At 54.2% G+C, this 20,078-nt stretch carries 19 protein-coding genes and 2 pseudogenes; 11 read left to right on the top strand and 10 right to left on the bottom strand.

Annotated elements, in window-relative coordinates:
• Window positions 1–43: 43 nt before the first annotated feature.
• Genes KHU33_RS14170 through KHU33_RS14140 form a run of 7 tightly spaced genes read right to left on the bottom strand, consistent with a single transcriptional unit; the run spans window position 44 to window position 5,748 of the window.
• Entirely contained in the window at window positions 44–331 is a 288-nt protein-coding gene (locus tag KHU33_RS14170) for an MSMEG_0570 family nitrogen starvation response protein (protein ID WP_211463972.1), read from the bottom strand.
• Entirely contained in the window at window positions 324–1,529 is a 1,206-nt protein-coding gene (locus KHU33_RS14165) for an MSMEG_0565 family glycosyltransferase (RefSeq protein ID WP_211463970.1), read from the bottom strand. Before KHU33_RS14165 ends, KHU33_RS14170 begins: the two co-directional genes overlap by 8 nt.
• Window position 1,530: 1 nt before the next feature.
• Window positions 1,531–2,547 carry a sll0787 family AIR synthase-like protein gene (locus KHU33_RS14160; protein WP_211463968.1) on the bottom strand — a complete coding sequence of 339 codons (1,017 nt, stop codon included), beginning with the start codon at window positions 2,545–2,547 and terminating at the stop codon, window positions 1,531–1,533.
• Entirely contained in the window at window positions 2,544–3,128 is a 585-nt protein-coding gene (locus tag KHU33_RS14155; protein WP_211463966.1) for an MSMEG_0567/Sll0786 family nitrogen starvation N-acetyltransferase, read from the bottom strand. The genes KHU33_RS14160 and KHU33_RS14155 overlap by 4 nt, the downstream gene beginning before the upstream one ends.
• Window positions 3,125–4,237, bottom strand: a complete 1,113-nt coding sequence (locus KHU33_RS14150) for an MSMEG_0568 family radical SAM protein (protein ID WP_211463964.1) — start codon at window positions 4,235–4,237, stop codon at window positions 3,125–3,127. Before KHU33_RS14150 ends, KHU33_RS14155 begins: the two co-directional genes overlap by 4 nt.
• Complete coding sequence (locus KHU33_RS14145; protein ID WP_211463962.1) at window positions 4,170–5,249, bottom strand: Nit6803 family nitrilase; 1,080 nt, start codon at window positions 5,247–5,249, stop codon at window positions 4,170–4,172. The genes KHU33_RS14150 and KHU33_RS14145 overlap by 68 nt, the downstream gene beginning before the upstream one ends.
• A 16-nt stretch (window positions 5,250–5,265) precedes the next feature.
• Complete coding sequence (locus KHU33_RS14140; protein WP_211463960.1) at window positions 5,266–5,748, bottom strand: MSMEG_0572/Sll0783 family nitrogen starvation response protein; 483 nt, start codon at window positions 5,746–5,748, stop codon at window positions 5,266–5,268.
• 427 nt (window positions 5,749–6,175) lie between these two features.
• Here KHU33_RS14140 and KHU33_RS14135 point away from each other — a divergent pair, with 427 nt between their 5' ends.
• From KHU33_RS14135 to KHU33_RS14125, 3 genes and pseudogenes are all read left to right on the top strand, one after another.
• Complete coding sequence (locus KHU33_RS14135) at window positions 6,176–7,570, top strand: aminotransferase-like domain-containing protein (RefSeq protein WP_211463958.1); 1,395 nt, start codon at window positions 6,176–6,178, stop codon at window positions 7,568–7,570.
• Window positions 7,571–7,866: 296 nt separating this feature from the next.
• Window positions 7,867–9,174: a M20 family metallopeptidase gene (locus KHU33_RS14130; RefSeq protein ID WP_211463956.1), complete on the top strand. Its 1,308-nt coding sequence runs from the start codon at window positions 7,867–7,869 to the stop codon at window positions 9,172–9,174.
• Between the two features lie 122 nt (window positions 9,175–9,296).
• A pseudogene (locus KHU33_RS14125) lies at window positions 9,297–9,374 on the top strand (transposase); the annotation flags it as partial.
• 55 nt (window positions 9,375–9,429) lie between these two features.
• Here the strand turns inward: KHU33_RS14125 and KHU33_RS14120 are convergent.
• On the bottom strand, window positions 9,430–10,446 hold the full coding sequence (locus KHU33_RS14120) for a hypothetical protein (protein WP_211463954.1): 1,017 nt from the start codon (window positions 10,444–10,446) through the stop codon (window positions 9,430–9,432).
• 118 nt (window positions 10,447–10,564) lie between these two features.
• On the opposite strand from KHU33_RS14120, the pseudogene KHU33_RS26410 reads away from it, so the two are divergent.
• A pseudogene (locus KHU33_RS26410) lies at window positions 10,565–10,735 on the top strand (RNA-guided endonuclease InsQ/TnpB family protein); the annotation flags it as partial.
• A 130-nt stretch (window positions 10,736–10,865) separates the two neighbouring features.
• Here the strand turns inward: KHU33_RS26410 and KHU33_RS14115 are convergent.
• Both KHU33_RS14115 and KHU33_RS14110 read right to left on the bottom strand, forming a co-directional pair.
• A complete protein-coding gene (locus KHU33_RS14115) occupies window positions 10,866–11,765 on the bottom strand; it encodes an amino acid ABC transporter substrate-binding protein (RefSeq protein ID WP_211463952.1) in 900 nt (299 codons plus the stop codon).
• 340 nt (window positions 11,766–12,105) lie between these two features.
• On the bottom strand, window positions 12,106–13,020 hold the full coding sequence (locus KHU33_RS14110) for a LysR family transcriptional regulator (RefSeq protein WP_211463950.1): 915 nt from the start codon (window positions 13,018–13,020) through the stop codon (window positions 12,106–12,108).
• A 102-nt stretch (window positions 13,021–13,122) separates the two neighbouring features.
• Here KHU33_RS14110 and KHU33_RS14105 point away from each other — a divergent pair, with 102 nt between their 5' ends.
• The 7 genes from KHU33_RS14105 (at window position 13,123) to pcaD (ending at window position 19,935) form a co-directional block, all read left to right on the top strand.
• Entirely contained in the window at window positions 13,123–14,232 is a 1,110-nt protein-coding gene (locus KHU33_RS14105) for a muconate/chloromuconate family cycloisomerase (protein WP_211463948.1), read from the top strand.
• Between the two features lie 180 nt (window positions 14,233–14,412).
• Window positions 14,413–15,333, top strand: coding sequence for a catechol 1,2-dioxygenase (gene catA, locus KHU33_RS14100; protein WP_211463946.1), 921 nt, complete (start codon window positions 14,413–14,415; stop codon window positions 15,331–15,333).
• 54 nt (window positions 15,334–15,387) lie between these two features.
• Window positions 15,388–16,758, top strand: coding sequence for a benzoate 1,2-dioxygenase large subunit (benA, locus tag KHU33_RS14095; RefSeq protein WP_211463944.1), 1,371 nt, complete (start codon window positions 15,388–15,390; stop codon window positions 16,756–16,758).
• On the top strand, window positions 16,755–17,246 hold the full coding sequence (gene benB, locus KHU33_RS14090) for a benzoate 1,2-dioxygenase small subunit (RefSeq protein WP_211463942.1): 492 nt from the start codon (window positions 16,755–16,757) through the stop codon (window positions 17,244–17,246). Before benA ends, benB begins: the two co-directional genes overlap by 4 nt.
• A 38-nt stretch (window positions 17,247–17,284) precedes the next feature.
• Window positions 17,285–18,304: a benzoate 1,2-dioxygenase electron transfer component BenC gene (gene benC / locus KHU33_RS14085; protein WP_211463940.1), complete on the top strand. Its 1,020-nt coding sequence runs from the start codon at window positions 17,285–17,287 to the stop codon at window positions 18,302–18,304.
• Between the two features lie 2 nt (window positions 18,305–18,306).
• Complete coding sequence (locus KHU33_RS14080; protein ID WP_211463938.1) at window positions 18,307–19,104, top strand: 1,6-dihydroxycyclohexa-2,4-diene-1-carboxylate dehydrogenase; 798 nt, start codon at window positions 18,307–18,309, stop codon at window positions 19,102–19,104.
• A 51-nt stretch (window positions 19,105–19,155) separates the two neighbouring features.
• A complete protein-coding gene (gene pcaD / locus KHU33_RS14075) occupies window positions 19,156–19,935 on the top strand; it encodes a 3-oxoadipate enol-lactonase (protein ID WP_211463936.1) in 780 nt (259 codons plus the stop codon).
• Window positions 19,936–20,078: the final 143 nt, after the last annotated feature.

Here is a 20,078-nt window from a genome sequence, read left to right as displayed (position 1 = left end):
TCTTTCTGTTCGGGTAATGAGTTTGTCTGTGCGGGTGGCAAGGTCAGGGGCTAAATCCCTCGATGGTTACCTTGGCATCGGCGACTTCTTCGAAACGCTTGGCGGTGTCCTGGATGCGTTGCAGCTGGTCCATGGCGGAAGAGCAGGCGTAGCCGAATTTTTGCCGGACGCGTTCGCTGCCGATGTTGAGCGCGGTAGCGCTGCGCTCGACGAAATCCGTCAAGGGGTAGGTTTGTCCGACTTCCAGGTATTCCTTGACGACCAGCGACGGTGAATAACAGTCGGTTACGCTGTTGTCGGGCCAGCGCACGCTGAAATGCATTTCAGGCATAAGAGATCTCCTTTGATTGGGCCAGATAGGCGCGGTAGATGGAAAGATGGCGGTGCGCAGATTGCGCCCACGAAAATTGCTTGCAAATGTCAGCGCCGGCTTCGCGTAGCTGCGGACTTATCGCTGAGTCGCAGGCATGCGCCATGCCGGAGGCGATTGAGGCCGGGTCCTCCGGATCGACCCAGGCGCAACTGCCGCCTTTCAGGTATTCGGTAAACGGCGCAATACGCGACACGATGGTCGGCAAACCGCTGGCCATGGCTTCCAGCACCGCCAGTCCGAAACCTTCCTTGAGCGACGGAAACACCAGCGCGTCGGCGCAGCGGAACAGCGACGGCATATCGGCGTCTGCCACCTGGCCCAGGACGATGACAGGTTCGCCGATGCCGGGCGTCAGCTGATTACGGCTGAGCAATTGGTTGAACTCTTGTTGGTAGTTGCGATGGTCCAGCAAGCTGGCGCCGCCGGCGATCACCAGTTGCGCGTTGGGATACGCGCGTCGCAGGCGCAGGAAGCCTTGCACGATGCCGCAGGTGTTCTTGCGCGGCTCCACGCCGCCGACGGCCAGAAAAATCGGCGAACCGCTCAGCCCCAGTTCTTGCGCCAGCGTTGCGTCGCGCGTGGAGGCAAGCGGTTGATAGCGATGAAGGTCGACGCCGTTGTTGACGACGTCGGCGACGACGCCGTATTCATCGCGCAATTTGTCTTTCCACAATTTGCTGACGCATAGAAGCCGGCTGGCCTGACGGAAGCCGCGTTCCTGCCACGCGTGCAATTGCGGGTCGTCGAACTGATCGAGGTGATGTACCGTGCGTACGAAGCCCGGGATGACGCCGCGTTCGGTCAATGTGGCAAGCGCATTGGCGCTGATCGAATCTTGCGCGTGGTAGAGATCGTAACGCGGTGCATCGGCGTGCGAAAAATACTGAACATAGTCATCGATGCGCTGGCGCACCATCTCGACCACGCTGGCGGTGTTACCTGCGCCGGGTATGGCCGTGAAGCCGCAACGCGGTTGGCGGAACAAGCCTTTTTGTTGGGGATCGGGGGCGAACAGCGTGACCGTGTGGCCTGCGTCTTGCAGATTTTCGCTGAGTTGCATCGAATGCACCACGCCGCCGCGCGGATTGATGGAATGCGTCAGCATGGCAATGCGCAGCGGTGACGGCGAGGCAGAAATAGAAGCGGGGTTGCTCATGTCATCCTCCGCTTCTCTCCGGACCGCAGCCGATCAGCGCTTCCTGATTCAGGTCCCAGAACGGCGTTGTATGCCCATGACTATGTAGATGAACTTCCCGCGTGTCGTCGATGCGGCCGATGGCGGCACAGGCAATATCGCGTGCGGTGAAACGACTCAGCACTTCCGGCAGGGCGGCATCGCTCACGCTCAGCAGAAAACCGTAGCTGGGGAAGGCGCTCAGCCAGCGTGCAAAGTCGACATCTGGCGGGCAAGGGATGGCGTCCAGGTCGATGATCGCCCCGACGCCGGAACACTCCAGCAACATCAGGGCGGTACCGATAATGCCGGCCATGCTGATGTCTTTTCCTGCCGCAGACAGTCCGTCTTCGGCAATCGACGGCAGGATTTCCAGGTCGCCGCGCAGACGCTCTGCAGCGGTGCCGGTGCTGGCGTTCCAATAGGAATAGGGCTCTTCGAAGCGACCGCGCAGATCGATCGCGGCCACCAGGTTGTCGCCCGGCATCGCGTCGAAACTGGTCAGCAAGCGGCGGGCGCGGCCGACAATGGCGACGGATAGCTGTTCTCTGTCATTGCGGCGATTGCTATGGCCGCCGATCAGCGGCACGCCGTATACCTCCGATGCCTTGAGCAACCCTTCCAGTACCGGCTGTGCGGCGTCGCCGCGGCTCCATAGCGCGTCGACGACGGCCATGGGGCGGCCGCCCATGGCGTAAATGTCGCTGACGTTGACCATCACGCCGCAGTAACCGGCAAACCAGGGCTGCTTCTCCACAAATTCGTTAATGAAGCCTTCGATGGCGAACAACAAATAGCCGTCGCCGTCGGGAATGGCCGCACAGTCGTCGCCGATGGCAATGGTTTGCCCGGCTATCCTGGTCGACAAGTCCAGGCGGACGGTTTGCATCACTTCGCGGATGTCGCGTTTGTGCGCGATTCCGCGCGAATTGCGCAGGGTGTCGGCTAGTTGAACCAGACTTGCCGGGGCCGCCGGGCAAGCAGATTGCGCGCGCGTCATGGCTCACCTCTCGTACCGTTGCGCGCCAGCACGAAGCCGATGTCGCCGTCACTGATGGGCGGGTAGAAGTCCAGATCGGCTTGCATCAGATGATGCGGACGGCCATGGATGTCCAGCTCCGACAGGCTGTGCCAATGCAGACGCCGGAACAGCGGAACGTTCTGGCTTTGCACCTGCGCCAGAAAGGCATGACAGCCGTGCGCATGCGCCGTGCTGACCGCCAATTTGATGAGGCCGCTGCCGACCGAGCCGATGCGGCGCGCGTGTTGCGCGACCGCCAGCCGCGAACCATGCCAGATACCGGGTTCGGACTCGTGGATGCGCACCGTGCCGACGGCTTCCTGGCTGCCGTTACTGTCTTCAAGCAAGGCGACGATGGGCAGGGCGATGGCGTCAATCGCGTCGGTGTCGTCGTCGCGGAAGATGCCTTGCTCCGTACAAAATACATCGCGGCGTAACTGCCGGGCTTCTGCACGCTCCGTCGGCGTCAGCGCCAGCTTGATGCGAACTTGCCGGGCGACGGCGATTTTGGCCGGATCGTCTTGCACAACCAGCGCGATTTTGTCGGCGACCTGGCTCATGATGTCTTCTTCTCGTAGGTGGATAGGGAAGAGCAGGCGCCGCATTTTCCGCAGCCGGCCTTGATATCGCCGGAGCGTAGACCGCCGGCTTCCAGCATCGCCGACAAGGGCGTGAGCAGATCGCGCATGTACGATGCGCTGGGCGCAGGATGATCTTCCAACGGTGTGCCCGAGATGGGGACGAACGGCACCACGAACGGATAGACGCCCATGTCGATGAGTTTGCTGCTGGTCGCAAGAATGGCTTCCTGGGTATCGCCGAGGCCGGCCAGGATGTAGGTGCTGACCTGGCCTTGTCCGAAGACGCGCACCGCAGCTTCGAATGCCGAAAAATAGCGCTCGATCGGGACGGATGCTTTGCCCGGCATGATGCGCGCGCGCACTTCAGGCGTGACTGCTTCCAGATGCATGCCCAGGGTGTCGATGCCGGCGTCGCGCATGCGCTGGAACCAGACATCGTCGTCAGGCGGTTCGCATTGTCCCTGGATGGGCAGATTGACTGCCGATTTCACCGCGAAAGCGCTCTCGCACAGAATTTGCGCGCCGCGATCGGTGGCGTTGGGCGTACCGGTAGTCATCACCATGTGCTTGACCTTGTCCAGCAGCACTGCGGCGCGCGCCACTTCCGCCAGCTGTTCCGGTGTCTTGCGCAGGATGGTGCGCCCGGCCGCAAGCGACTGTCCGATGGCGCAGAACTGGCAGGATTTGCGGCGGCTCTCGTAGCGGATGCAGCTTTGCAGGATGGTTGTCGCCAAGACGTCGGCGCCATGCAGCGTCGCAATCTTGCTGTAGGCGATACCGTCGAAAGTCTGCATCTTGTAGAAGCGCGGCTGGCGCGGGAAGGAGATGACGCCCATCTCGACGCCATCCCTGGTGATCCTGCTGGTGCCGTCGATTCCCAGCGGTGTTGCCACGTACGGCGACGACCACGCGCTGGCGGTATGCACCGGGATCATCACCGTGTGGCCGTCGACTGTTACAGCCTTGTGATCGGAAGGACCGGCGCCGCCACGGCGGCTCGCGGCGCCGGCGTTCGGGTCGCTAAGACGCAGCCCGAAGGATTGCAGTTCCGTGATCAGTTGCTGATTCGGGGGAAGAGTTGTCTGCATGATGGAACCTCGCGAGAGTGGTGGTGGGGGGAGTGTTGAAAAGAGAGGAGGCCGAACTATCCCGCTCTGCCGGTACAAACAAGGTGGAAGCCGGTTTGGCTTCGCGGTCGTCGATCACCAGATGCAGCAGTTCCGGGCGCGCATAATGACCGACGGAATCCATCATGCGTTTGCGCTTGGTGATCAGTTCCATTTCGAGATCGGCAAATAAAATGCCCTCGCCGCTGCGCAACGGTTCGGCCAGCAATTTTCCTTCGGGCGACACGATGGCTGTGCAGCAGCCGCCGCGCAGTGCCTTTTGCACCGAAGCGTCGGGCGTGATCGACAAGATCTGGTCGTCGCTCAGCCAGCCGGTGGCGTTCACCACGAAGCAGCCGGACTCCAGCGCGTGGTGGCGGATCGTCACCTCCATCTGATCGGCGAAGATCTGTCCCACCATTGAGCCGGGAAATTGCGCGCAGTGGATTTCCTCGTGCTGTGCCATCAGGGCATAACGGGCCAGCGGATTGTAGTGCTCCCAGCATGCCAGCGCGCCCAGCCTGCCCACCGCAGTGTCGACTACTTTGAGGCCACTGCCGTCGCCCTGTCCCCAGATCATCCGCTCGTGATAAGTCGGCGTAATCTTGCGGCGCTTGAGCAGCAGTTCGCCGTTGGCGTCGAACACCAGCTGGGTGTTGTAAAGGCTGCCGTTGTCGCGCTCATTGACGCCCAGCACGACGACCACGCCGTGACTGCGTGCTGCAGCGGCAACCGCATGCGTGACCGGGCCCGGGACAACTACCGCGCGTTCGTACAGCAGCAGATGTTCCGGACCGGCGGCGAAGGGCGGCCTGACGAAGGAGAAGTACGGATAGTATGGAACGAATGTTTCCGGAAACACCACCAGATCGGCGCCGCCTGCCGCAGCATCTGCAATCGCCTGGCACACCTTGTCCAGCGTACCGGTTGCGCTCTCCAGGTCCGGCGCGATCTGCACCGCGGCCGCCCGTACGGTTTTCTTTTTGAATGTCATGTCCGCCCCTCGTCGCTTACAGCGTCCAGGTGTCGAGAATGAACGCGTTGTCGCGGCGATGCAGCAACACCAGATCGAGCACATCGAGCGGATTGATCGGACGGATGCCCGGGATCAGCGAAGGCTCGCCATGGCCGTACAGGGCTTGCAGCGCAAAACGGCAGGCATAGACCTTGCCGCCTTCTTCCATGAATTTCACGATTTGCTTGTTGAAGTTCTGGTGACCAGGAAATGCTTCATCGCCCAGTGTCGGAAAGCCGCGCTGCACGCCTAGCGTCACGCCGGGACCGTAGAGCAGGATCGAGGTTTCGAAACCCTTGCGCTTGAGGCGTGTGGCTTGCAGCAAATTGACGAATCCGATGGAACCCTCAAAGGCGACGGTATGGAAGGTGACCAGCGCTTTTTCGCCTGGTTGAGCTTTGACGTCTTCAAATACCTTCTCTTCATAGTCAACGAAAAAATCGCCGGGGGCATGAGCGGCTTTGGTCACTACTGGCATGATGAAACTCCTTTGGATAGCGTTAGGCAATGATTGAAAACAAGACCTCGTTGTTGACTGCAGGCCTGTCCGGCGAGCGCCGCGACGCTACGATTGAATGCATTCACCGTGCCATGCAATTGACTAAGTGCATCAAATTGACTGTAAAAAAATCCAGTCAATCAGGTGATTAAAATGCGCTTTCCGCATGCTTCCTGGTTTCCCGCCGGGTCAGTCTGGTAAAGGCTTTCGATGGAAAACAGGCAATCCATACAATGCGTCCATTCAATCGATAAAAAATCCATGCACTTTGAAATAGCGATGTGTTCTTTATTGGTGCATGGATGGCGAGTGAGGCACTGTTAACTGGTGCAAATCCGATTCAAATGCATGGAACGGGAATTGCATTCAATTGATATGGTCGATGCATTCAATCAAAGGACGCTTCATGTTGAAATCCGCCAATTTCTGGATCCCAAAGCTGAAGAAGGGAAGCGGGCCTGCCTACCTGGCCATCGCTAATGCCATCGCCGAGGACATTGCAACAGGGCATCTCGTCGCCGAACAGCGGTTGCCGCCGCAGCGCAAGCTTGCGGAGGCGCTGAATCTGGATTTCACGACGGTTGCACGCGCTTACAGCGAAGCTCATCGGCGTGGTCTGGTCGATTCAGTCGTGGGGCGTGGCACCTTCATCTGCGGTCGCCGACGGCCTAAAATTCCGCGGGTGATGGAAGGGCGTCCTAATGTCGATATGTCGATGAACATGCCGCCCGAGCCGGAGTCGCCCGAGTTGGTTGAATTGATGCAAGCCGGCTGGTCGCATGTCAACGGCTGCTTGCGCGACCTGATGCGCTATCAGGATTTCGGCGGCTCGCCCGATGATCGCGATGCCGGCGCGCTGTGGTTGCGCAGGCGCGGCCTCAGTATCGAACCCGAGCGCGTACTCGTCGCGCCGGGGGCGCAGTGTGCCTTGCTGGCGATTCTGACCATGCTGGTTGGGCCGGGCGGCGTGTTGTGCTGTGAGGATGTGACTTATCCGGGACTGCGTGCGCTAGCGGGGCAACTGGGGATCAAGCTGGTCGGTTTGCCGATGGACAATGAAGGCATCGACGCGGTGGCTTTTGCCGGCGCATGCGCGCAATATGCACCGAAGGCCCTGTACTGTAATCCGACGCTGTTGAATCCGACGACATGCACGACATCGTTGTCGCGCCGCCAAGCGCTGGTCGAGATTGCCCGCCATTACGAGATTGCGATCATCGAGGACGATGCCTATGGCTTCTTGCCCCGCTCGGGGCCGCCGGCGATCGCCAGCATCGGACCTGACCTGACGTTCTATATTACGGGACTGTCAAAAAGCGTCGGCGCAGGACTGCGCATTGCCTACATGACGGCGCCCGATGCGCAATATGCGGCAAGACTGGCTTCGTCCTTGCGCGCCACGACCGTGATGGCGTCGCCCATCACTTCCGCCTTGGCGACCCGCTGGATCCGCGACGGGGTCGCCGATCTGGCGCTGGCAGGTATTCGCAAGGAATCGATGGCGCGCCAAAAAATGGCCGCGCGCATTTTGCCGGAGCGCTCTTACGTATCACAGCCGGAAGCCTTTCATTTGTGGATCAACCTTCCTCCTGTATGGACGGCCAAGGCGTTCGCCGCACAGATGAAGTCGTCCGGCATCGGTGTTGTTGCCAGCGATGCCTTTGCAGTATCGAACGAACCGGCTGAGGCAGTGCGCGTCTGCATCGGCGGTATCGCCACACGCGACGACATTCAGCATGCACTGGAACTGATCAGGGATACCTTGCTGGAGACACCGCTGGTCAGGCCGGCAGTCGTGTAGTGGCAAGCGCTGCGACTTACGGCATGTGCAGCACGGCACTGGGCGCAGCACCGAATGCACGAACCGATAGTGGCAAGATGCAGGAAATTTTACTGTTGGCTAATAGCCATTAGTCTTGGGCCTTGGAGTGTTCATGTTTTGATGACTAGCAGATTGCTAAAGCTTGCATTCCAAGAGACGTCCATATAAGCGCTTCCCTAGGGCCTGTTAATAATTAGGTAAATGTGTTTACATTTGGTATTTCAAAAATGAGTACCGACGATGCAAGCGCTTATTGATTGAAAGAAATTTACACGATGTCCAGATCCAAAATTTTTATAACTCTATTTTGCGGTGCATTGGTTGGGCATACGATTGCCTCTCCCTTAAGCAACACGGAGTCCGAAATCGTGCAGTACGTAAATGAGCAAGCTTCAAATCAATTACAGTTGCTCGAAAAACTTGTCAACATAAATAGCGGGACGACCAACCCGGAAGGCGTCCAAAAAGTCGGTGATTTGCTAATTCCTCAATTTGAAGCCCTGGGTTTTACGACTCGGTGGCAACCGTTACCACAGAATATGCATCACGCGGGAAGCTTAATTGCCGAGCTCCAAAGCAAACCTGGTCCATCTATTTTATTGATTGGGCACTTGGACACGGTTTTTCCTCATGACAGCCATTTTCAGCACTTCTCTCTTACAAGCGACGGCAAATGGGCAACGGGACCCGGAGTGATTGACGACAAAGGCGGCTTGGTCACCATCTTGTACGCCCTGAAGGCTCTGAAGCAGGTAGGTGCCTTAAAGCAAGCCAACATTATCGTGGTTATTACTGGTGATGAAGAATTCGCGGCTAAACCGACTGAAATTTCACGCAAGGCATTGGTCAATGCGGCTCAAAAAAGCACTATAGCACTCGGATTTGAATTTGCGCTTTCACCAAATGAGTTGGTAATAGGTCGCAGAGGCCTGAGCGAATGGATTTTACGTTCCAGCGGCCAAGCACAGCATTCCTCGACAGTCTTTGGGCCCCAATCCGGATTCGGTGCAATTTACGAACAAGCGCGCGTCCTCAATGAGATACAACGAGCGCTTTCATCCACTCCTGGTCTAACCATTAATCCCGGCCTTCAGCTAGGCGGCCAGACATTGCAGGAGAATGCGGAACAAGAAAACGGCACAGTGAGTGGCAAAAAAACCATCATTGCCGCTCAGGCCATGACACGTGGCGACCTGCGCTATTTGACCAATCAACAGCGCGACAAGGCGCAACAAAACATGATCGCCATAGCTAACTATGCGTTGGCCGGGGCTCGCAGTAGTTTCGAATTTCACAGCATTATCCCGGTTATGGAGCCGAGTGAGGCGAATCAAACACTGCTCACTGAGTTCAATGCGATCAGCAAAAGTCTGCAGGGGCCAACATTGCAGGCGATCCCGCCAGAGCAGCGGGGCGGCGCCGATATTTCCTATGTTGCTGACGTCGTCGCCGCCAATCTGGACGGACTCGGTCCATGGGGGCACGGTGCGCATAGCGAACAAGAAACGCTTGAAGTCGCCTCTCTTTCAATCGCAACACAAAGGGCCACGCTTTTTCTGTTACAGACCATATCGAAACATTAGTGCCAACGCAAGTTCGAGGAGGTAGGTCAAAGAGAGGATTGCAGCACCTGTCGGTCATTTTCTTGTCGCGGTAGATGTTGATCTAGGATGCAAAAAAAGCTGCTCATAGTGAACTGCACCCCGGCTACCTGTTTGGGATTCATTCAGAGCGGCAACTGGTGCGGGAAATCGAGGTGAACGTGGCGTACAGTTGGTTCCTACAACGATTTTTAGCTTGAGTTGACAACTTTGCTTTCCATTACTGCTTTTTCCGGATTACGCCTTCTTGTTGGCTCTCTTGAACAACGAGGTTAACCAGGTACCGTTGGCCGATGTTGTAGGTACTCTTTGTTTTGCCAATGCTTCCAGATGCGCGTCCAGGAGCGGCTGCATTGTGCGCATATAGGCCCGAGTGTCAGCCGGGGTTGTCTCCCTTGGAACACGATTGGCCTCGGTCGGGGCGAAGCGCAAATGGTTGGCATTGCCGAACTCGTCCTTGTAATAGTGTTGTAGTAAATGATTATCCAGCCGATCCATTGCGTGGATATCACCGCGACTGGCACGTTCCCACAGTTCGATTCCCGCCAGATCGCCGCGGTCGCTCATGGCGTCGAAGATTTCCTGTTTTTGCTCTTTTCCGAGCTTTTGCCAGAGTAGGTTAGTCGGATGACTGTCAGCCGCCCACCGAATGGAGACATCCCCCGCTTCAGACATGAGAGCATCGGATTCCGGCAATCTGTTCGAAGTGGAGGCTTGGGTACTTTCGAGGCTGCCCACGCTAACGTTGGCGGCAGGAGATGGAATGAGGGGTTCCGGTATGCGAAGCTGGACCTCCGCGTGATATTTGTCCTTTGTAGTCAGATCAGTAGCAAGCTGTTCGTGCATCAACTCGATCAGCCGACGCGGCGGTAGCGAATGCGATGTCGATGCGATTTGATCGACTGGCATTTGCTGGCGACCGACCCTACCACTCACATGCGTGGAGCCCGCAAGCGTTGGCGAAGGTTTACCTTTTGCGTAACCTTTGCGCGCGTGCTCAATAGCAGCAGCAATATCGCCGATACGATGATCTTTGGCATTCTGTAGCGATTGTGCTGATCTGCGCGGAGGAGGGGCGGCGGCAGGTTGGCACGATTGTGATAAAGCGGTCGGAAGGTTTTTCAACGCCCTGGTCAAGCCGCCGAAGCCGCGCGATCTCTCCTTCGATCCTGCCGATTTGGCGGGCGTCTCACGAATGCTCGGCCGTGTGGCCGATTGCAGTGCTGTTCCACAAATACTTGTTAGCTTCATCATTTCCTCCTCGTTGATTACGGACTTACTCACATTCACATGGTAGGTTGTACACGCCACTGAACGAGCGTCGATCGCCGAAAAGTAGGGGCTTCTGGCGAACAGCTTTGTTCGGCAGGGGGGGCGGGATTTGAAGAGTGAAGGCGATGCCTTCCGATTCGCTGGCAACATCTTCCGAGTTGTTAACTCGCGGCCCCTGCCTGAAGGCAAGATCGAGGATGGTACGAGCTTTGCGCAAGATGCGAGGGGGCACTGGTTTCTGAATATCTGCATCGAAGTTGCCGAAGCTAGATTTAACAAATGTCACAGGATCTAAACGTATGCTTACGAGAGCCTGCGATTTTCAAACGAAGGTTTCTCAATTTTTTGCAAGACGGGGGGCGCTCCACAAAGGATATGTTCAGGCAGACCAAATAGCCAAGTCAGTAATTCGCAGGAAGATCTTCGCTTGGCGCAGACATGTAAGTTTTCAACAAAAGATTCATTTTCAAGCCAATGCTGATATTTTTTGGTGGGATTGGCGATTCGAACCATTTCGCATAAATTTTATTGAATTCGCCGGTATTGATTAAGCGGAAAAGCTCACCGTTAAGTATTTTCTTCATTGCGGCATCGTCTTTTTGAAACATAATGCCATACGGTTCGCTAGTTAAAAATCTATTGGAAATAACGAAGTCTTCGGGCGTTCTTGCGGCGGCGCGGTAGGAGTACAACAAGACATCATCCGTCAGCCACGCATCCACCTGGCCCGACTCCAGTTTCTGGAATGCATCGTTATGATCCTTCGTCTCTACCAAAGTGGCTGCCGACAATTTCATCTGATTCGTTGCCTCAACCAGCTTCGCAGCGGTCGTACCGATGTTAGCAGCAACCTTTTTATTCGAGAGCTGATGCATATCGTTGGCTGCAAGCGACTTATGTGACATGATTTTGATGCCCGCAATGTAGATCGGCATCGTAAAAGTCACCACATCTCTTCGCACTTTCGTATTAGTCGTACTTCCGCACTCCAAATCCGCTTTGTTCTCCGTAATATAGGTTATCGCAACGGGTACGGACTTCGCTGGTATCCAGTTGATTTGCAACTTTGGCAGTTCCAACGCGGTGCGAATTGCTTCTGTCAAACGCATACACAGATCAATCGTATAGCCGATGGGTTTTTTCTGTTCGTCGAGGTAGGAAAATGGAATTGATGCTTCACGATAAGAAATAGTTATGACGCCGGTTTGCTTGATTTTTTTGAGGGTATCGTTGGCGCCCTCGGCTTGCATACTTAAAGCAGTGAAAATCAAAACAAAAAAAATTCGGGATATATGTCGCATTGCTAGTTCCATCAACGATTTATACAGACTTCACTCTGGGATCAATACCATCGGAAAACGATGTGTCATACCTATCTCGCTACGTTCCATCCAGTTTTTCGCTGGAGGTCAGGTACGAGAATAACGCAGGGGTTTACAGAAAGCAATAAACGTTGCGAAAATATTTTAAATTCAACGTTTGTTTCATTGCGGTATTAGATAACTATTAAATTACAAAGAAAATCCAAACCACCGTTGGTGAAGGGCAAACACGTAGGCGGAGATCAAAGTTCAGGCTGGCGCGCTTTGTATTGATCACTTACGGCGTGGCGCAGGAGCTGGATGGCGGTCAATAATGAACTCATAAAAATTCCTTAACATGCGGAATGTTTTCAGCATCATAGACGTCGTAGATTAGTCGAAGCAGCTTTCTCAACTCATCTGACTGATCCGACATACGCACGCTGAAAATGATCGGGGAGGTCGTATGTTTTTCACCGAGCTCCATGTAACTGACATCATTTCTTTTCATCCCTTGCAAGCTGGCAGGAACAATTGCGATGCCTTCTCCGGCAGCCACAAGACCAACAGCAATTTGCAGTTCTCTGACTTCGAGAATTTTTTCCAGATGTATCGCGCGATCGCTAAAGGCCGCTAACACCTGGTCGGCAAAGCTGGGGCGCGGCGCTTTCGGAAATACAATCAGCGTTTCGTGAATCAAATCCTTCAGACTAAGCGGGGTTGCGGATTCGGTTAGCGGGTGACCTACAGGTAATGCCACAATCAATCGCTCCTCACGCAGCACAATGCGTCGGATGCTGGAATCTTCATATCTGATTCGTCCAAATCCAACGTCAATGCGACCGTCCTTCAACGCCTGGATTTGCTCCATCGTGGTCATTTCATGAAGGCTGATTTCGACAGCGTTGTATTCGGAGCGAAAACGCCGAATGATTTTTGGCAGCATTCCGTAAAGCGTTGACGCCACAAATCCGATGGAAAGCGTCCTTTCAATTTTCCCGACACGTTGTGTCATTGATTTCAGGTCAGCTGCCTCGCCCAATAGCTGCTGCGCATGTGAGTAAAAAAAACGGCCTGCTTCGGTGAGCCGTAGCGGGCGCGAATCTCTTTCAATCAAAGAAACGCCCAATTCTTCTTCCAATTGCTGCATTTGCCGACTTAATGGCGGTTGGGCAATAAATAACCGTTTGGCGGCGCGAGTGAAATTCTTCTCCTCTGCAACAGCCACAAAGTAGCGTAAATGGCGTAATTCCATATCTATACCTGGAAAGTATTGAATCGAGAGCAAATCGGTGTTGGACGATGGGGTTTTGCTGACCTAACCTGCCGTTATCCCGTTTAATTATACGAATAAAATATGATTCAAAGTATAGAAACCATTCTTGTTGATGTGCCGACAATACGTCCGCACAAGCTATCGGTAGCGACCATGAACACGCAAACGCTGGTACTGGTGCGTGTGGTGTGTGCCGATGGCGTTGAGGGATGGGGCGAGGCGACAACAATCGGCGGCCTGAACTATGGCGAAGAGAGTCCTGAGAGTATCAAGACCAATATTGATACCCATATTGCTCCTTTGCTGGTCGGGATGGATGCAAATCACGTTGCCAAAGCGATGGCAAAGATTCGCAAAATCATTCAGGGCAACCGGTTTGCCAAATGCGCGATTGAAACGGCCTTATTGGATGCGCAGGCGCGTCGCTTGAATATCCCGCTCAGTGAAGTGCTGGGAGGACGCGTGCGAGATGTTTTACCCGTTGCATGGACGTTGGCGAGCGGCGATACAAGCAAAGATATTGCTGAAGCCGAAAAAATGCTGGCGCTCCGCCGCCACCGCATTTTCAAACTCAAAATCGGTTTGCGTTCGGTGGCAGACGATGTCGCCCATGTTCTGGCCATCAAAAAAGCGCTGGGTGATGAAGTCAGCGTGCGTGTGGATGTGAATCAGGCATGGAGTGAGCTGGATGCAGTCAATGGCATAGCGGCCCTTGAAGCTGGTGGTATTGATCTAATCGAACAGCCTGTACGCGCAGACAACAAAGCAGGTTTGGGACGATTGGCGCATCGCTTCTCGGTCGCAGTGATGGCTGATGAAGCTTTGCATGGACCAATGGATGCATTTGATCTGGCAACAAAAACAGCGGCGGATGTATTCGCTGTGAAGATCACGCAATCCGGTGGTTTGACGCCCGCCATTCAGGTCGCGACTGTCGCCCAGCTCGCAGGGATTAGTTTGTATGGAGGAACGATGCTGGAAGGCGGCATTGGAACCGCGGCGTCTGCCCATGTCTTTTCCACTTTCAGCGATTTGTCTTACGGCACAGAGCTGTTCGGCCCTTTGTTGCTGACCGAGGAAGTGCTGCGCGAACCGTTGGTCTACAAGGATTTCATGCTTCAGGTTCCGACCAGACCAGGTTTAGGTGTTGAAATTGACCGTGAAAAATTAAACTTCCTGCGCCGCAAATAAGCATGCCCGCAGCTGCTTTAGACCCCGTCAAACCTTGTCATGCCTTTATGCCGTCACCCGTCCTCCATTCGAGAGGATGACAGATAAGTACCTGGTCGATGACCGGTTTTTGCAATACAGCGTAGCAGCAAATTTTTCAATACCCCTTATAACTATTAACTAATTTTTCAGGAGACAGCAATGACACATACCGAAATCGACGCTCTGGTAAAGAGCTGGATCATTGATTCCGCTACCCGCGAAGCGAATCCGCGCGTACAGCACATCGTCCTGCGGTTGGTCGGAGATTTGTGCAAGGCGATTGAAGACCTCGACATTCAGGCCAGCGAATTCTGGAAAGGCTTGGAATATCTGTCTGCAGCTGGCGCAAGAAACGAACTTGGTTTGCTTGCTCCGGGCCTAGGCCTGGAGCGGTTTTTTGATATCCGCGCTGACGAGGCTGAAGCAAAGGCAGGATTGACAGGCGGTACACCGCGTACGATCGAAGGTCCTTTATACGTTGCCGGTGCGCCGGAAAGCAAGGGTTTCGCTCGTTTGGATGACGGGACGGAAAACGGTCCGGCAGAAATTCTATTCATGCAAGGCACTGTGTTTGATGCCAATGGCAAACCAATGCCGGGCGCAAAGGTTGAAGTTTGGCACGCCAACCTGCTGGGCAACTATTCTTTCTTTGATAAGTCGCAGCCGGCATTCAATCTGCGTCGCACGATCATTGCCGATGACAACGGGCGATACCAGTTCCGTAGCATTGTTCCTGCGGGATACGGCTGTCCGCCTGATGGCTCGACGCAGCAATTATTGGATCTCTTAGGCCGTCACGGTCGTCGTCCTGCGCACATTCATTTTTTTGTCACCGGCGCTGGTCACCGCAAGTTGACCACCCAAATCAATATCGATGGCGATGAATATCTGTGGGACGATTTCGCGTTTGCCAGTCGCGAAGGCTTGGTGCCCGCCATACATAAAATCTCCGCTAGGGATCAACTCGCTGCAAAAGGTTTAAGCCAGCCTTTTTCCTCGATTGATTTTGATTTCCATCTGTACTCAGAAACGCCTGCTGCGCCTTCCACTGAGGTTGAGCGTACCCGCGCCGCTGCGTAAAAAAAACGGACGGTGCTGATCCACCGCCCGTTCCTTAAACAGAAGGAAACCATCATGATCCCCATCCATCCCGACAATACGCCAAGGCTGAAAAGCCTGGACGACTACCTGATTGAAGATAAGGAAAAAGGTGACTATCGCTTGCATCGCAGCGCCTTTACCGACGAAGCTTTATTTGACTTGGAAATGAAGCATATTTTCGAGGGCAATTGGATTTACCTGGCGCACGAGAGCCAGATTCCCAATAACAATGATTACTACACCACGCATATCGGTCGTCAGCCAGTCTTCATTGCGCGTAATCGTCAGGGGAAGTTGAACGCATTCATCAATGCCTGTAGCCACCGTGGTGCGCAGCTGTGCCGCTATAAGCGCGGTAATAAGGCCACTTACACCTGTCCATTTCATGGCTGGACTTTCAACAACAGCGGCAAGCTGCTGAAAGTCAAAGATCCTGACGATGCCGGCTATCCAGAGTGCTTCAATAAAGAAGGCTCGCACGATTTGAAAAAGGTAGCCCGCTTCGAGAGTTATAAAGGCTTTCTGTTTGGCAGCGTGAACGAAAATGTGGCTCCGCTCGCGGAATTTTTAGGCGAGGCAGGCAAGATCATCGACATGATCGTCAATCAGTCCGCTGACGGCCTCGAAGTGTTACGCGGCGCGTCCACTTATACCTTTGAAGGGAACTGGAAGCTGCAAACCGAAAACGGCGCGGATGGCTATCACGTCTCGGCTGTGCATTGGAATTATGCGGCAACCACCAATCACCGCAAGGAACAAGATGCAAGGCGTGAGGATAATATCCGAGCGATGGATGCCGGCAAGTGGGGCAAGCAGGGCGGTGGATTTTATGCCTTCGACCATGGGCACCTCGTGCTGTGGACGACATGGGCCAATCCGGAAGATCGTCCTAACTATCCGCGTCGCGAAGAATTTGCCAAGAATTTTGGCCAGGCGACGGCCGACTGGATGATCGAGCGCTCGCGCAATCTCTGCTTGTACCCCAACGTGTACTTGATGGACCAGTTCGGTTCGCAAATTCGCGTGTTGCGCCCGATTTCTGTCGATAAAACAGAAGTCACGATTTATTGCATCGCTCCCAAAGGCGAATCCGATGAAGCACGTGCACATCGCATCCGCCAATACGAAGATTTTTTCAATGTCAGCGGGATGGCGACGCCCGACGATCTGGAAGAGTTCCGCGCCTGCCAGCAAGGTTTCGCGGGGATTTCCCTGGGATGGAACGATATGTGCCGCGGTTCTCAGCACTGGATCGAAGGCGCGGACGACGCTGCCAAAGAAATCGGCTTGCAACCGGTGATGAGCGGTGTCAAAACCGAAGATGAAGGCCTGTACACCATACAGCATCGCTATTGGCTGGACGTGATGAAAAAAGCCTTGCGTGAAGAGGGGGGCAAAGCATGAAGAACATCAGCCTGCTTGAAATCAATGGCTTTCTATACCGCGAAAGCCGCTTGCTGGACGATGAGCAGTGGGACGAGTGGCTGGAGTGCTATGACGCCGATGCGCAGTTCTGGATGCCGTCATGGGACGACGACGATAAGCTGGTCACCGATCCGCAACGAGAAATTTCGCTCATTTTCTATCCCAACAGGCAGGGTCTGGAGGATCGGGTATTCCGCATCAAGACAGAGCGCTCCAGCGCCACCACGCCGGATACCCGAACCAGCCATAACATCGCGAACGTGGAACTGGAAAAGCAGGAAGGCGATGTATGTACTGTCCGGTTCAATTGGCACACTCTGAGTCATCGTTATAAGACGAACTACAGCTACTTCGGCATGTCGCGATACGTCATCGATTTTTCCGGCGGCAGTCCGAAGATTTTGAACAAATACGTGGTGTTGAAAAACGATTACATCAATCAGGTAATCGACGTTTATCACATTTAAAACAAGTTTCACCTTCGTAACATCGAGGAGACAAGTCGATGAACTACCACATAGCACTTCAATTTGAAGATGGCATTACCCGCTTCATTTCATGCAACGAAAATGAAAAGCTGTCAGATGCGGCATACCGTCAGAAAATCAATATTCCACTAGATTGTCGTGATGGCGCGTGCGGCACTTGCCGCGGGTTTTGTGAATCGGGTAACTATGATTTGCCCGAGTCGAGTTACATTGAAGATGCCTTGGACCCGAAGGATGCGGCAGAGGGTTATATCTTGGCGTGCCAGATGCGGCCTAAGTCGGATTGCGTCGTCAGAATTCCAGCTACGTCGAGTGCTTGTAAAACTGCCGTATCCAGTTTTTCTGGCAGTGTCGCGTCGGTGCAGCATCTTTCCGACTCAACCATCAACTTCTCGATAGATTTAGATAGCCCGTCCGGCCTTGATTTCTTGTCGGGCCAGTATGTCAATGTAGAGATTCCCGGAACGACGCTGACGCGCTCTTACTCGTTCAGCTCCCCGCCAGGCGCACCGCAAGCTGCATTTGTGGTGCGTAATGTGCCGAATGGCCGCATGAGCCAGTTTTTGGCCGAGAAGGCGCAGGCTGGTCAGAAAATGACATTTTCCGGCCCTTACGGCAGTTTCTTTCTGCGCGAAGTGAAACGATCTGTTTTGCTGTTAGCCGGCGGGACGGGTATTGCCCCGTTTTTGTCGATGCTGGATGTGCTCGACGCTCACGGCTTTACGCAACCCGTCCGTATGGTATTTGGGGTAACCAATGACGCGGATCTGGTCGCGCTGGACAAATTGAACCAGCTTGCATCGAAACATCCGCAATTTGAATACCGCACTTGCGTTGCAGCCGCGGATAGCCGGCATCCGCGTAAAGGTTATGTGACTCAGCATGTTGAATCCGATTGGCTCAATGGCGGCGATGTCGATATCTATCTGTGCGGGCCAGTCGCCATGGTCGATGCCGTGAGAAATTGGCTGGGCGAGATAGGTGTAAAACCAGCGAATTTCCATTACGAGAAATTCTCGGCAAGCAGCGGGGTTTGATCATGCGTCACTCTCAACGCTTCGAGAATAACATCGTGATTGTGACCGGCGCCGCACAAGGGATCGGACGAAGTGTCGCGCTAGCGATTGCGCGTGAAGGCGGGCAAGTCGTCTTGGCAGATCGCTCTGAACTGATTAATGAGGTTGCTGCTGAAATCAGCGAATTGAAAACAACAGAAAAGGCAAAAGCAATCGTCGCCAAGGTGGATTTGGAAACCTATGCCGGTGCGAAAGAACTCATCGAAGCGAGTCTCAATGCATTTGGGCGAATCGACATTCTCATTAATAACGTAGGCGGAACGATCTGGGCCAAGCCCTATCAAGAGTATGAAGAAGCGCAAATTGAAGCGGAGATTCGCCGCTCTTTGTTTCCGACCTTATGGTGCTGCCGCGCTGCCTTGCCGAGCATGATCGCGCAAAAGCGCGGCGTCATTGTCAATGTGTCGTCCATTGCGACACGCGGCATTCATCGCATTCCCTATTCCGCAGCAAAAGGTGGCGTCAATGCACTCACCGCCAGTCTCGCATTTGAACATGCAGAGGATGGCATCCGTGTCAACGCAGTAGCCACGGGCGGGACAGAAGCACCACCGAGGAAAATACCGCGCAATGCCAATAAGCTGAGCAAGGAAGAGGAGGTTTGGTATCAAGGCATTGTCGATCAAACCATCGCGACCAGCTTGATGCATCGCTACGGAACGATTGATGAGCAAGTGAACGCTATTTTGTTCCTTGCCTCGGATGAATCTTCATACATTACCGGAACGGTGCTTCCTGTCGGAGGCGGCGATCAGGGGTAGGACCAGATCGGTTGTTTTTTTGTCTCCCGATATTTCATAAAAGGACTCTGCATGCCTATCGCCAACATCAATCAAACGGACATTTTTTTTCTCGCCGAAGGAAACCCTGATCACCCCGCTGTCGTGTTCTCGAATTCGTTGGGAACAGATCTCAGCATGTGGCAAGCGCAGGCCGATGCACTCGCCAAGGATTTTTATGTGATTCGTTATGATACGCGCGGGCATGGTCGATCAGCCGCGCCGGAAGGACCATATCAATTGCAACAGTTGGGGCAAGATGTGATAGCTCTTCTCGATTTTCTCCACATAGAAAAAACGCATTTTTGCGGCATATCGATGGGAGGATTGATTGGGCAGTGGCTGGGTATCCATGCACCTGAGCGTTTGAAGAAATTGGTCGTGACGAATACCGCAGCGAAGGTTGGAACGGCAAATGCCTGGCTTAACAGGGCGAAAGCAGTGAGAGCAGAAGGCTTGAATGCGATTGCCGATAGCGCGGCCTCGCGCTGGTTCAGCCCATCATTCGTGAAAAGCCATTCGGCAATCATTTCCAGGCTGGTCGCGCATTTGCGCTCCGAAAATGGCGGTGGTTATGCAAATTGTTGCGAGGCGTTGGCAGATGCCGATTTACGCGATGAAATACACGCTATCCCTAACCCCACGCTCATCATCGCCGGTCAATATGATCTAGTGACAACCGAATCGGATGCAATATTGATGCACAAAAAAATTAAAGATTCTGAAATGATGACGCTACCAGCATCACACCTCTCCAATATCGAAACTGAGAAATTATTTACTCAGGCTTTATCTGATTTTTTAAAAGCCTGAATCGACTGTCGCACAAGCATTGTTACTCATCGCCGTTGGCTCAAGCCTTTGTGCGGCGTAGATGGGTGGCGGTATTTATTTGGTGAGCTATTTTTAATTTTAGATTGGAAACTAATCATGAGCAACAAGCCTACGATTGTTTT

Origin of the sequence: Collimonas silvisoli (assembly GCF_018305005.1) — a bacterium.
Classification (GTDB): Bacteria; Pseudomonadota; Gammaproteobacteria; order Burkholderiales; family Burkholderiaceae_D; genus Collimonas; species Collimonas silvisoli.
This window is presented reverse-complemented; position numbering and strand designations above follow the sequence as displayed.

Excerpts from the sequence above, each read along its gene's own strand:
- KHU33_RS14170 (WP_211463972.1), bottom strand. The coding sequence starts at position 331 with ATGCCTGAAATGCATTTCAGCGTGCGCTGGCCCGACAACAGCGTAACC.
- KHU33_RS14165 (WP_211463970.1), bottom strand. The coding sequence starts at position 1,529 with ATGAGCAACCCCGCTTCTATTTCTGCCTCGCCGTCACCGCTGCGCATT.
- KHU33_RS14160 (WP_211463968.1), bottom strand. The coding sequence starts at position 2,547 with ATGACGCGCGCGCAATCTGCTTGCCCGGCGGCCCCGGCAAGTCTGGTT.
- KHU33_RS14155 (WP_211463966.1), bottom strand. The coding sequence starts at position 3,128 with ATGAGCCAGGTCGCCGACAAAATCGCGCTGGTTGTGCAAGACGATCCG.
- KHU33_RS14150 (WP_211463964.1), bottom strand. The coding sequence starts at position 4,237 with ATGCAGACAACTCTTCCCCCGAATCAGCAACTGATCACGGAACTGCAA.
- KHU33_RS14145 (WP_211463962.1), bottom strand. The coding sequence starts at position 5,249 with ATGACATTCAAAAAGAAAACCGTACGGGCGGCCGCGGTGCAGATCGCG.
- KHU33_RS14140 (WP_211463960.1), bottom strand. The coding sequence starts at position 5,748 with ATGCCAGTAGTGACCAAAGCCGCTCATGCCCCCGGCGATTTTTTCGTT.
- KHU33_RS14135 (WP_211463958.1), top strand. The coding sequence starts at position 6,176 with ATGTTGAAATCCGCCAATTTCTGGATCCCAAAGCTGAAGAAGGGAAGC.
- KHU33_RS14130 (WP_211463956.1), top strand. The coding sequence starts at position 7,867 with ATGTCCAGATCCAAAATTTTTATAACTCTATTTTGCGGTGCATTGGTT.
- KHU33_RS14120 (WP_211463954.1), bottom strand. The coding sequence starts at position 10,446 with ATGATGAAGCTAACAAGTATTTGTGGAACAGCACTGCAATCGGCCACA.
- KHU33_RS14115 (WP_211463952.1), bottom strand. The coding sequence starts at position 11,765 with ATGCGACATATATCCCGAATTTTTTTTGTTTTGATTTTCACTGCTTTA.
- KHU33_RS14110 (WP_211463950.1), bottom strand. The coding sequence starts at position 13,020 with ATGGAATTACGCCATTTACGCTACTTTGTGGCTGTTGCAGAGGAGAAG.
- KHU33_RS14105 (WP_211463948.1), top strand. The coding sequence starts at position 13,123 with ATGATTCAAAGTATAGAAACCATTCTTGTTGATGTGCCGACAATACGT.
- catA (WP_211463946.1), top strand. The coding sequence starts at position 14,413 with ATGACACATACCGAAATCGACGCTCTGGTAAAGAGCTGGATCATTGAT.
- benA (WP_211463944.1), top strand. The coding sequence starts at position 15,388 with ATGATCCCCATCCATCCCGACAATACGCCAAGGCTGAAAAGCCTGGAC.
- benB (WP_211463942.1), top strand. The coding sequence starts at position 16,755 with ATGAAGAACATCAGCCTGCTTGAAATCAATGGCTTTCTATACCGCGAA.
- benC (WP_211463940.1), top strand. The coding sequence starts at position 17,285 with ATGAACTACCACATAGCACTTCAATTTGAAGATGGCATTACCCGCTTC.
- KHU33_RS14080 (WP_211463938.1), top strand. The coding sequence starts at position 18,307 with ATGCGTCACTCTCAACGCTTCGAGAATAACATCGTGATTGTGACCGGC.
- pcaD (WP_211463936.1), top strand. The coding sequence starts at position 19,156 with ATGCCTATCGCCAACATCAATCAAACGGACATTTTTTTTCTCGCCGAA.